Consider the following 11,401-nt stretch of genomic DNA (forward strand, 5'->3'; position numbering starts at 1 on the left):
AGCTTGGCCGTATTCCTGTGCGTGGCGAAGTTGTCTGTGCGCTCGACAGTTTCGACTTTGAAATTGTTGAAGCTGATTCACGGCGCATCAAACAAGTTCGCATCATCAAAACAAAAAATACCGCGAAACGTCGCCGCCGCCGCTCTCAAGAAGCTGAACGCGGCGATAATTCGACCAACGATGAAAAATCGGAACAATAGTATGCTCGCAAGCTTCCGACAAACCGCCAATCGGCTGATTTTATTGCCGAAAAAATGGACCCTTTTGTTGGCGCTCATCATTGGTGCTGTGTCAGCCCTTGGCCAAGCACCGTTTCATTTCTTCCCCTTGCTGTGGATCACCTTTCCTTTTCTCGTGCTTCTGCTTGATGGAGCAGTGCCCTCCATTGAAAGCCGAGGCTTGTCGCGCATCATGCCGGCATTTTGGATTGGATATAGTTTTGGCTTTGGTTATTTCGTCGCAGGCCTTTGGTGGCTGGGTTCGGCATTTTTGGTCAATGCTGAAACCTTTGCTTGGCTCTTACCTTTAGCTGTTATCGGCCTTCCTCTCCTGCTTGCCCTATTCTTTGGATTAGCAACAGCATTCGCTCGGATTTTTTGGCAAGATGGTTGGGGACGCGTCATAATACTCGCAGCAAGCCTTAGCTTTTTTGAATGGCTTAGAGGCACAATCCTAACTGGTTTTCCATGGAATACACTTGGTTACATTTTGGCACCAAACGATGTGATGATGCAGGCAATTTCACTCGTAGGTATCTATGTTTACGGGTTTTTAGCAGTGCTGATTTTTGCAACTCCAGTGCTGATTTTTGACCCGCCTGATGAACGGCCTAACAGCAACAAGACATTCTTCTTTGCCATATCCACTCTTCTTGTCACGTTGATTGGATTTGGCGGGTTGCGATTGTCCGAGGCAAAGGACGAATTTGTCACCGATGTGCAACTGAGAATCATCCAACCAAACATTCCGCAGAAAGATAAATTCAAACCTGAGAAAGCCAAGGAAATTGTCGAGCGATATCTCGACATGTCAGCGAGAAGCACGCGACCTGGTGACCTGGGCCTGTTATCCACAACTCATTTGATATGGCCAGAATCGGCATTTCCGTTCTTTTTGACCGAGCAACCAAGTGTTTTGTCTGCGATTGATAAATTGTTGCCAACTGGCACAACGCTGCTAACCGGCGCTGTCAGGGCTGCACCCAAACGCGCAGGGCAACAATCACGGGAAGTATACAACTCTTTGTATACAATATCTCACACGGGTGTAATTCAAGATGCCTATGATAAAGTTCATCTTGTTCCATTCGGTGAATATTTGCCATTTCAAGATATATTGGAAAGCTTTGGCTTATTGGCGCTTGTGGAAACACCCGGTGGATTTTCTGCCGGATCAAGACGCCGCACAGTAGAAACCACTAATGCACCACCTTTTTTGCCGATGATTTGTTATGAGATCATTTTCCCATTTCAAGTAAATTCCGAAAATAAAAGCAAAAAAGCAGAATGGATACTAAATGTTACGAATGATGCTTGGTTTGGATTAACCCCAGGGCCGCGCCAACACTTTCATCAAACCAAAATAAGAGCTGTAGATGAAGGTTTACCTGTTGTTAGGGCCGCAAATAATGGGATTTCTGCTGTTATTGACGGGTATGGTCGCGTTAAACAGAGCCTTAGATTGGGTGAAAGCGGAATTATTGACGCCAAATTGCCCGTAAAAGTTGTATTGCTGTCTAATTCTGATATAAAACAACTTCTATTCTGGATAACCTTTTTTAGCTCGATCATATTAGTTTACGTTAAAAATCTGATTAACCGAAGGTAAGCTAATAAAGATGACCCAACTAAATTTCGCTTGCTTCAAACCTTTCAACTCGGTTTATTCAATCGGAAGGCGGATGACGAATTACTAAGCAGTTTTGGCAAAATTATAGCTGCTAGTAACCGTATATGACTACTTAATGAGAAAGGCCATTAACAAATGGCGGGCAAGAAAAAACCAAACCCAATTGACATACATGTCGGTAGTCGTGTCCGACTACGTCGCATGATGACTAATATGAGCCAAGAAAAACTTGGCGAACATCTTGGGATCACGTTCCAACAAATACAAAAATATGAAAAAGGAACGAACCGGATTGGTGCGAGTCGCTTGCAGAGTATTTCAAGCGTTTTACAAGTTCCTGTTTCTTTTTTCTTTGATGGCGCACCTAACCCTGCAGGCACAACTAATCCGTCCGGTATGGAAGAGAATTCTTCATCTTATATGGTTGAGTTTTTATCAAGCCCCGAAGGGTTGCAGCTTAACAAGGCGTTTTCCCGAATCCCAGATGCAAAAGTTAGACGCCGCATCGTTGAGTTAGTGCGCTCTCTCGCTGGCGACGAAGCTTAGGAACAAACAATTTTTAATTAAATCCATGGCCATAGTAGCCTCGTTAACTTGACGTTGGGTACTATAATTGCCATGAGAATTAATGACATAGTTCGATCAATTAGAAAATCAACTAAGGGGAATGCCGTGGCGCGCTCTACGTATCTTTTTACCAGTGAATCTGTTTCCGAAGGCCATCCAGATAAAGTGTCTGATCGTATTTCTGATACGATAGTGGATGCCTATTTTGATGCGGCCATTAAAGAAGGTTCAGATCCTTGGCAGGTACGCGTTGCAGCAGAAACGCTCACTACGACAAACAAAGTAGTTATTGCTGGTGAAGTGCGCGGCTCCAAAAGCGTTACCCACGACCTCATCGAAAACATCACACGCGACGCCATTAAAGACATCGGCTATGAGCAAGATGGCTTCCACTGGAAAGACGCCGACATTGATGTGCTTTTGCACAGCCAATCATCTGATATCGCACAAGGTGTTGATGTTGGTGGCGTAAAAGAGAGTGACGAAGGCGAAGGCGCTGGTGACCAAGGCATCATGTTTGGTTATGCCAATCAAGACACCGATGTTTTGATGCCGGCTCCAATCCACTACAGCCACAAAATTCTTGAGCGTTTGGCAGAAGTTCGCAAAGACGGCACAGAGCCAACACTAGAGCCAGATGCAAAAAGTCAGGTTACTATTGCTTATGAAGGCGGCAAACCAGTTGGCGTAACGTCGATTGTGCTTTCAACTCAGCATTCTGACGAAAACCAAACATCTGCTGACATTCGCGCGATCGTAGAACCATACATCCGCGAAGTGCTTCCTGCAGAATGGATCACGAATGGCACTGTTTGGCACATCAATCCCACTGGCAAGTTCGTCATCGGCGGACCTGATGGGGATTGTGGTCTGACAGGACGCAAGATTATCGTTGATACCTATGGCGGCTACGCTCCACATGGTGGCGGCGCTTTCTCAGGTAAAGACTCAACCAAAGTTGACCGTTCAGCTGCCTATGCTGCGCGCTATCTTGCGAAAAACGTTGTTGCTGCAGGCATTGCACCTTGGTGTTCTATTCAACTTTCATACGCCATTGGTGTCGCACAACCGCTTTCTATCTATGTCGATATGGGTGGTTCTGGCGAAGTTTCTGAAGAGGCGCTGGAAAAAGTGCTTGGTCAGGTGATGGATCTGTCTCCGACAGGTATCCGTAAACACCTTGATCTCAACAAGCCAATTTATGCCCGCACATCTGCCTACGGTCACTTTGGCCGCGCACCTGATGCAGATGGTGGCTTCTCTTGGGAAAAAACAGACCTCGTGGATGCACTAAAAAAAGCCCTCTAATAGCGGCTAACTAAGAACAACATTATCAGACCCTGGCTTTCAAGCTGGGGTCTTTTTATATTTAAGAGACATGATGGACGAACACGACACCCACTTTGATGACAGTCGCTTAAAACGTGGCTTTTATGGCAGGCGCGCAGGCAAAGGTTTGCGTGGGCGACAAGCTGAATTGATGGGCGATTATGATGGACACCCATTGACGCTATCCATTGATGAACCCTGTCCGCAAGACCTCAAAACCCTCTTTGCTACCAAGGTTTCAAGTGTATGGTTGGAAAGCGGTTTTGGCGGTGGCGAGCACCTTGTGCATCGCGCTAAAGAAAACCCTGATATTGGTTTCATCGGCATTGAACCTTTCAGAAATGGCATGGCGCGCGCTTTGCAAATGATTGAAGAAGAAGGTCTGCAAAATATTCGCCTTTATAATGATGAAGGCGGCCCATTTTTGGAGTGGCTGCCCGCTTCATCCCTCAGCGGCTATTACCTGCTTTATCCTGACCCATGGCCCAAAAAACGTCATTTCAAGCGCCGCTTTGTCAATGCTGAAAATTTAAAACGCATTCAACGCGCTTTGATTGATGGCTCAGAGTTTCGCTGTGCATCTGATATCGATTCCTATGTGGAATGGACCATCGAGCATTGCGCCGAAAACCCTGCGTTCAATTGGCTCAATGGGCGCGAAGAGAACGCGTTGACGCCTTGGGATAATTGGCCAAGCACGCGCTATGAAGCAAAAGCGCTGCGTGAGGGGCGCGTTCCTCGTTATTTAACGTTCAAGGTCAACGGATGACGATATGAACGAGCAAGAATTCAACGCTTTTTGCAAGGCCATGAAAGCCAGCACCTATGTTGTGCAATGGGGCGGCGCTCATGTTTGGAAAATTGGTGGGAAGGTTTTTGCAATTGGCGGTATGGGGTCGAAGGGCGTTACCAATCCCAACATCCAAGCCGTTACTTTCAAGGTTACACCGCTTTCGTATGACATCTTGAAAGAACAACCGGGTCTGCGACCTGCACCCTATCTCGCCTCACGCGGAATGAAGTGGATCCAGCATTATGATGAGGCGGGCTTAAGTGATGATGACTTGAAGGCTTATATAGAGCGCTCCTATCGAACTTGTGGTCGCAAAATTGACCAAAAAATTGCGCGCTGAACTCGGCATAAACTGATTGTTGCGCTAGCGCCTACTTCCTGTTATACAGCATCAACAACTCAATCACTTCATGTGAGAGTGGGCCAGCCGGACCCGCTCTTTTTTATTGCCAAAACATAATTGGTAAGTTGGCAAAATCTAACTGGATTTAAATGGTAGAAGAACAAACCAATCAGGCTGAAAAAGAACCGCGCATTGTAAGCGAAACGGGTCTTGATGCGCGCGTGGCTCAAATTGTTGAACCCGCCATTGAGGACCTTGGCTACCGCTTAGTGCGTGTTCGCATTAATGGCATTAATGGCATGACTGTACAAATCATGGCTGAGCGCCCAGATGGTACAATGGGTGTTCATGAGTGCGAAGAGATTAGCCGTAATATTTCACCTGTGCTGGATGCCGACGACCCGTTTAGCGGCAATTATCACCTCGAAGTTTCAAGCCCTGGCGTTGATCGCCCTTTGGTCCGTTCTGGTGACTTTGCCCGATGGTCTGGCCATGTGGCGAAACTAGAATTGACCGTCCCCAATAATGGTCGCAGACGCTATCGCGGCACGCTGCTTGGAACCAAGCAAGGCGAGCGCGGCATTGAAATTGGTATTGAATTACCCGATGCGCCAGAAGGCGAAGAACCAAAAGTCTGGCTTTCCCTTGATACGGTGGGCGAAGCCAAATTGATTATGACGGATAAATTGATGGAAGAGGCCGCAGAAATGCTGCGCCCTTCTTAAAAAGAAGACTGAGAGAGGAATATCCAATGGCCGTTAGTGCAAACCGCCTTGAGCTACTTCAAATTGCTGATGCTGTTGCCCGTGAAAAGGTGATTGATCGTGAGATTGTCATCACGGCAATGGAAGATGCAATCCAGAAAGCGGCTAAATCTCGCTACGGTGCTGAAACCAACATCAATGCAGAAATTGATCCAAAATCAGGTGAAATTCGTCTGCAACGTTTGCTGGAAGTGGTTGATAACCTCGAAGACCCAACCATCCAAATCGACATTACAACAGCGCAGCAGCAAAACCCTGCGGCGACCCTTGGTGACTTTATTGGTGAACCGCTACCGCCGCTTGATTTTGGCCGCATTGCTGCACAATCAGCGAAACAAGTTATCGTGCAAAAAGTGCGCGAAGCTGAGCGTGATCGCCAGTTTGACGAATTTAAAGATCGCATTGGTGAAATCATCAACGGCACAGTGAAACGTGTTGAATATGGCAATGTGATTGTTGATCTCGGCCGTGGCGAAGCGATTTTGCGCCGTGATGAACTGATCCCACGTGAAAACTTCCGTTATGGCGACCGTGTTCGCGCCTATTTGCAAGATGTTCGTCGTGAACAGCGCGGACCGCAAATCTTCTTGTCACGCAACGCGCCAGAATTCATGGCAAAATTGTTCGCACAAGAAGTGCCTGAAATTTATGACAACATCATCGAAATCCGCAACGTAGCGCGTGACCCAGGTTCGCGTGCGAAGATTGCTGTAATTTCAAATGACAGCTCAATCGACCCTGTTGGTGCCTGTGTTGGTATGCGCGGTTCTCGTGTGCAAGCCGTTGTGAACGAGCTTCAAGGTGAGAAAATCGACATCATTCCTTGGAACGATGATCAAGCCACCTTCATCGTCAACGCACTACAGCCTGCCCAAGTAGCAAAAGTGGTGATTGACGAAGACCAAAACCGGATCGAAGTGGTTGTTCCAGACGAGCAGCTATCTCTCGCGATTGGCCGCCGTGGTCAAAACGTACGTCTTGCCTCTCAGCTCACAGGTTGGGATATCGATATCTTGACTGAAGAAGATGAGAGCGAACGCCGCCAGAAAGAATTTGCTGAGCGCACGAAACTGTTTGCAACAGCCCTTGATGTGGACGAAGTCGTTGCCCAACTCCTTGCTTCTGAAGGTTTTGCCTCATTAGAAGAAATTGCTTATGTGGAGCTGGACGAGATTGCTTTCATCGAAGGTTTCGATGATGACACAGCAACTGAACTTCAATCTCGCGCCAAAGAATATCTCGACAAGCGTGAGCAAGAACTCAACAATGAGCGTGTAGCACTTGGCGTTGAGGATGCACTTCTTCAAATTCCAAACATGACGATCGCGATGATGGTGGCACTTGGCAAAGACGAAATGAAAACCGTCGATGATTTTGCTGGTTGCGTCGCTGATGACCTACTTGGTTGGACTGAGCGTCAAGACGGCGAAGTAAAACGCTTCCCTGGTGCGCTTGAAGCCTTCGGCCTTTCACGTGAAGAAGCAGACAACATGATTATGACAGCCCGCTTACAAGCAGGTTGGATTACAGAAGAAGATTTAGCAGGTCCAGTTGAAGAAGAAGCTGAGGCCGGCGAAGAAGAAACAGAAGGAGACAGCACAGACGCCTAAAGCTTAAATAGGATCAAGATCATTGGCACATCGACATCGCAAAGGTGACAGCACCATTGAACGTGACACATCGGTTCCTGAAAGAACCTGTCTCGTTCACCGTGTTAATCTACCGACAAATCAAATGCTGCGATTTGTGCTCGATCCTGATAATATCGTTACACCAGATTTGAAGGGCAATTTACCCGGACGTGGTGTATGGATTACAGCAGAACGTAAAGACGTTGACTTAGCAGTCAAAAAAGCGTTGTTTTCCCGTGGTTTTAAGCAAGCTGCAAAAACGGACGAAAAACTTGGCGAACGGGTCGATATGCTCCTAGAAGCAGCGGTTCTACAGGCGCTAAGTTTGGCTCAAAAATCAGGATTGGTAACGGTCGGCCTTGAAAAAGTACTGGATGTTACCGCGAAGAAGGGTTTGAGCGCCCTGTTTTTTGCAAGCGATGGATCAGAAGGATCTATCGGCAAAGTGAAGTCAAAACTGCGGTATAATGATCGCGCAGCAGACATTGAGATTCATCAAAGTTTGCGATCAGAACAATTGGACTTGGCCTTTGGGCGAACAAATGTGATACACGCAGCACTAAGAGATGGTGGTATAACTGAGTTATGCCTTAAAAACACAAGACGGCTTGAGCGGTTTCGCTCCTTGCCAATAGAAGAAAACGAAGAAATAACAATGGCTTAAAATAATTTATCCATTGTAGCAGTTTGAAAAGAGTGACAGAACGTATGAGCGATACTAACGAACCAGGCGATGAAAAAGGCGGCGAAGGCAAGAAAACGCTGTCCTTAAAGCGTGGCGGCAACACTGTTCGTCAGAGCTTTTCGCATGGACGCAGCAACACGGTTGTTGTCGAAAAGAAGCGTCGACGCTTTTCTGCGCCCGGCAGTGCACCAGCAAGTGAAGCGGCTCCCGCAGCAGAGGTTCGCCCTGCAGCGCCTAAACCGGCGCCGGCAGCACCGAAGCCAGTTGTGGAAAGCAAGCCTGCGCCTCGTGCTCCTCAACCTGTACAAAATACTGGAAATACCGGTTCAACTATTTTGCGTCAGCTCTCTAACGATGAGCAAGAAGCCCGCGCAAGAGCACTAGCTTTTGCCCGCGAACGCGAAGAAGAGCGCAAAGAACAAGACGCAGCTGCTGAACGCGAACGTCAAGAGCGCGCAGAAGCTGAACGCTTAGCTGCAGAAAAGCGCAAAGAAGACGAAGTGCGCGAAAAAGCAGAAGCCGAGGCGCGTCTTGCAGAAGAACAAGCCCGTGCTGAAGAAGAAGCGTCAAAAGCTGCCATGACAGCGGAAGCTAATCCTGCAGCTCCAGCAACCAAACGCGCACCTGAAGAGCGCGGCAGTGGTGGACGCAAAGATGCTGAAGATGCAAAAGGCGGCCTAAAAGCTTATGAGCGTCCAAACAAAGCAGCCGAACCAAAACCAACACGCCGTACAAATGAACGTCGTCGCGGCAAGCTAACACTATCAAACGCATTGGATGATAGTGAGCGCGAAAGATCACTTGCGTCGATCAAGCGCCAACGTGAGCGCGAAAAAGCGCGTGCTGCTGCGAAAGCGCCGCGCGAGAAGATCATCCGCGAAGTTGTTATCCCTGAAACAATCACCATTGCAGAACTTGCCAACCGTATGGCGGAACGTTCTGTGGATGTGGTCAAAATGCTTATGCAGCAAGGCCAGATGTTGAAGGCAAGCGACATTATCGATTCAGATACGGCGCAGCTAATCGCCGAAGAGATGGGTCACAAAGTAACCCGTGTTGCTGAATCTGACGTTGAAGGCAGCTTGTTTGACGATGTTGTCGTCAATGAAGATGATCCAAACGCCACATCACGTCCGCCAGTTGTGACCATTATGGGCCACGTTGACCACGGTAAAACGTCACTGCTTGATGCGCTTCGCAATGCGAATGTTGTATCCGGTGAAGCGGGTGGGATTACGCAGCACATTGGTGCTTACCAAGTGGACAATAACGGTGCGAAAATCACCTTTATTGATACACCGGGCCACGCAGCCTTTACGGCAATGCGGGCACGTGGTGCACAGTCAACGGATATCGTGATCCTTGTGGTTGCAGCCGATGATGGTGTGATGCCGCAAACGATTGAAGCGATCAACCACGCGAAAGCGGCAGAAGTGCCAATTATCGTGGCCGTCAATAAAATCGACAAACCAGCAGCTGAACCAAGCCGTGTGCGCAATGAATTGTTGCAACATGAAGTGTTTGTCGAAAGCATGGGTGGTGAAGTGCAAGAGGTGGAAGTTTCTGCCCTTAAAGGCACCAACCTTGACCAATTGCTTGATGCAATCACGTTGCAGGCGGAAATCCTTGACTTTAAAGCCAATGCCGATGCTATCGCGCAGGGTACTGTGGTTGAAGCCAAACTTGATAAAGGCCGCGGCCCAGTTGCCACTGTCCTCGTTCAAGGCGGTACATTGAAAGTTGGTGACATTGTTGTTGCTGGCGCACAATGGGGTAAAGTTCGCGCCCTCGTTGATGACAAAAACAATCAGGTTAAAGAGGCTGAACCTTCTAAGCCTGTTGAAGTCTTAGGCTTTAACGCAGCCCCAGAAGCGGGTGACCGTTTGGCTGTCGTTGAAGATGAAGCGAAAGCGCGCGAGATTACTGAATACCGCGAACGTGCAAATCGTGACAAGGCAATGGCCAAACTCACCACACAGCGCGGCTCATTGGAGCAGATGCTCAACCAGCTTCAAACATCTGAGATGCAGCACTTCCCATTGCTTGTTAAAGGCGATGTACAAGGCTCCATCGAAGCGATTATTGGCGCGATTGATAAACTTGGCACCGAAGAAGTGTCCGGCCAAGTCATTCACTCAGCTGTTGGTGGTATCACCGAGAGCGACGTGACCTTGGCGGCGGCGTCTAATTCTCCAATCATCGGCTTTAACGTTCGTGCGAACAAACAAGCCCGCGATTTGGCAGAAGCTGAAGGTATCGAAATTCGCTACTACAACATCATCTACGATCTCGTGGACGATGTGAAAGCAGCAATGTCCGGTCTTCTTAGCCCTGAGCGTCGTGAGACATTCATCGGTAACGCTGAAATCCTTGAAGTGTTCAACATTTCCAAGGTTGGTAAAGTTGCTGGTTGTCGCATTACAGAAGGCAGTGTGGAACGTGGCGTAGGTGTACGCCTTATCCGTGATAACGTTGTGATCCACGAAGGTGAGCTTTCAACTCTCAAACGCTTCAAAGATGAAGTGAAAGAGGTTAGCAGTGGCCAAGAATGCGGTATGGCGTTTGCGAATTACGAAGATATGCGTGCCGGTGACGTGATCGAATGCTTCCGCGTCGAACATGTTGAGCGTTCGCTTTAGACCGTAGGATACTCATTTTTTGTCGGGGCTTTGGCTCCGACAATTTGGATTTCTCACATGACCACAAAACAATTTTCATTGCTGGGCGTTTTGCTGACCGCGATGTTTTGGGTATGGCCAGCATCGGCGCAGGTAACTGTGTGCTCTCATTCACGTGCCAATTGGGATAGTGATTTGGGAGATGCGACTTGGCTGACAGAAATGCTGCATATTCTGTCGTCATCGGGCGTTCTGGCGCTTTTTGTTGTTATGATCTTAGCAATCAAGTTCAAGAACCTAGGGTTCACTGTTGTCGTGACGGTCGCAGCCTTGATTGCTTCTTATTTCTTTTACAATGCTTGGACGGTTTCTGACCCAAAAAGCGTTATGTTCCGATCGATCGTTGAAGGATGTGTCGGCCCCCCTTATGGCGCAATTGCTGTCATATTAGGTGCGGCAACCATCATGATCGGTTGGCAATTGTTTGGAAAACCGAAAAGGGCTACATCATGAATGCCCCCAAAATGCCATCACAACGCCAATTGCGCGTTGGAGAAATTATCCGCAAGGCGATCTCAGACAGCCTGACCCGTGGTGAAGTGCGCGATGATCTTTTAGAGACGAGTGTTGTCTCCGTGTCTGAAGTGAAAATGTCGCCTGATCTTAAGATCGCAACAATTTACATCGCACCGCTCGGACCACAAGATATTAAAGCAATCGTCAAAGCGTTGGCCGAAAACGCCAAGTTTTTGCGCGGTCGCATCGCTAAAGCTGTGTCGTTGAAATACACACCAAACCTCCGCTTCCAAGTCGACAATAGTTT

The 11,401-nt window shown here is 48.1% G+C and carries 12 protein-coding genes; all 12 read left to right on the forward strand.

Translation table 11 applies throughout. From position 1 onward, the window contains the following. A partial coding sequence (locus ABJO30_13355; protein ID MEP3233806.1) for a transporter associated domain-containing protein occupies positions 1 to 200 on the forward strand: 200 nt, incomplete at its 5' end. A 1-nt stretch (position 201) separates the two neighbouring features. Then, the gene (gene lnt, locus ABJO30_13360) at positions 202 to 1,827 is read left to right on the forward strand and encodes an apolipoprotein N-acyltransferase (protein ID MEP3233807.1); all 1,626 of its coding nucleotides are present in this window, start codon (positions 202 to 204) and stop codon (positions 1,825 to 1,827) included. Between the two features lie 156 nt (positions 1,828 to 1,983). After that, positions 1,984 to 2,394, forward strand: coding sequence for a helix-turn-helix domain-containing protein (locus ABJO30_13365; protein ID MEP3233808.1), 411 nt, complete (start codon positions 1,984 to 1,986; stop codon positions 2,392 to 2,394). A gap of 72 nt (positions 2,395 to 2,466) precedes the next feature. Next, positions 2,467 to 3,723 (forward strand): methionine adenosyltransferase, encoded by a 1,257-nt coding sequence (metK, locus tag ABJO30_13370; protein ID MEP3233809.1) that lies wholly within the window; start codon positions 2,467 to 2,469, stop codon positions 3,721 to 3,723. A 70-nt stretch (positions 3,724 to 3,793) separates the two neighbouring features. After that, positions 3,794 to 4,513 (forward strand): tRNA (guanosine(46)-N7)-methyltransferase TrmB, encoded by a 720-nt coding sequence (gene trmB, locus ABJO30_13375; GenBank protein MEP3233810.1) that lies wholly within the window; start codon positions 3,794 to 3,796, stop codon positions 4,511 to 4,513. Between the two features lie 4 nt (positions 4,514 to 4,517). Further along, on the forward strand, positions 4,518 to 4,877 hold the full coding sequence (locus ABJO30_13380; protein MEP3233811.1) for an MmcQ/YjbR family DNA-binding protein: 360 nt from the start codon (positions 4,518 to 4,520) through the stop codon (positions 4,875 to 4,877). Positions 4,878 to 5,029: 152 nt separating this feature from the next. Continuing rightward, positions 5,030 to 5,605, forward strand: coding sequence for a ribosome maturation factor RimP (gene rimP, locus ABJO30_13385; GenBank protein MEP3233812.1), 576 nt, complete (start codon positions 5,030 to 5,032; stop codon positions 5,603 to 5,605). A gap of 26 nt (positions 5,606 to 5,631) precedes the next feature. Beyond that, positions 5,632 to 7,254, forward strand: coding sequence for a transcription termination factor NusA (nusA, locus tag ABJO30_13390; protein ID MEP3233813.1), 1,623 nt, complete (start codon positions 5,632 to 5,634; stop codon positions 7,252 to 7,254). Positions 7,255 to 7,276: 22 nt separating this feature from the next. Continuing rightward, positions 7,277 to 7,939 carry an RNA-binding protein gene (locus ABJO30_13395; protein ID MEP3233814.1) on the forward strand — a complete coding sequence of 221 codons (663 nt, stop codon included), beginning with the start codon at positions 7,277 to 7,279 and terminating at the stop codon, positions 7,937 to 7,939. A 44-nt stretch (positions 7,940 to 7,983) separates the two neighbouring features. Next, positions 7,984 to 10,599 carry a translation initiation factor IF-2 gene (infB, locus tag ABJO30_13400; GenBank protein MEP3233815.1) on the forward strand — a complete coding sequence of 872 codons (2,616 nt, stop codon included), beginning with the start codon at positions 7,984 to 7,986 and terminating at the stop codon, positions 10,597 to 10,599. Between the two features lie 57 nt (positions 10,600 to 10,656). After that, on the forward strand, positions 10,657 to 11,091 hold the full coding sequence (locus ABJO30_13405) for a hypothetical protein (protein ID MEP3233816.1): 435 nt from the start codon (positions 10,657 to 10,659) through the stop codon (positions 11,089 to 11,091). Then, a partial coding sequence (gene rbfA, locus ABJO30_13410; protein ID MEP3233817.1) for a 30S ribosome-binding factor RbfA occupies positions 11,088 to 11,401 on the forward strand: 314 nt, incomplete at its 3' end. The genes ABJO30_13405 and rbfA, both read left to right, overlap by 4 nt.

This window comes from Hyphomicrobiales bacterium (assembly GCA_039973685.1).
In the GTDB taxonomy this organism is placed as follows: Bacteria; Pseudomonadota; Alphaproteobacteria; order Rhizobiales; family JACESI01; genus JACESI01.

Coding starts and splice junctions, on each gene's coding strand:
- lnt (MEP3233807.1), top strand. CDS start 202: ATGCTCGCAAGCTTCCGACAAACCGCCAATCGGCTGATTTTATTGCCG.
- ABJO30_13365 (MEP3233808.1), top strand. CDS start 1,984: ATGGCGGGCAAGAAAAAACCAAACCCAATTGACATACATGTCGGTAGT.
- metK (MEP3233809.1), top strand. CDS start 2,467: ATGAGAATTAATGACATAGTTCGATCAATTAGAAAATCAACTAAGGGG.
- trmB (MEP3233810.1), top strand. CDS start 3,794: ATGATGGACGAACACGACACCCACTTTGATGACAGTCGCTTAAAACGT.
- ABJO30_13380 (MEP3233811.1), top strand. CDS start 4,518: ATGAACGAGCAAGAATTCAACGCTTTTTGCAAGGCCATGAAAGCCAGC.
- rimP (MEP3233812.1), top strand. CDS start 5,030: ATGGTAGAAGAACAAACCAATCAGGCTGAAAAAGAACCGCGCATTGTA.
- nusA (MEP3233813.1), top strand. CDS start 5,632: ATGGCCGTTAGTGCAAACCGCCTTGAGCTACTTCAAATTGCTGATGCT.
- infB (MEP3233815.1), top strand. CDS start 7,984: ATGAGCGATACTAACGAACCAGGCGATGAAAAAGGCGGCGAAGGCAAG.
- ABJO30_13405 (MEP3233816.1), top strand. CDS start 10,657: ATGACCACAAAACAATTTTCATTGCTGGGCGTTTTGCTGACCGCGATG.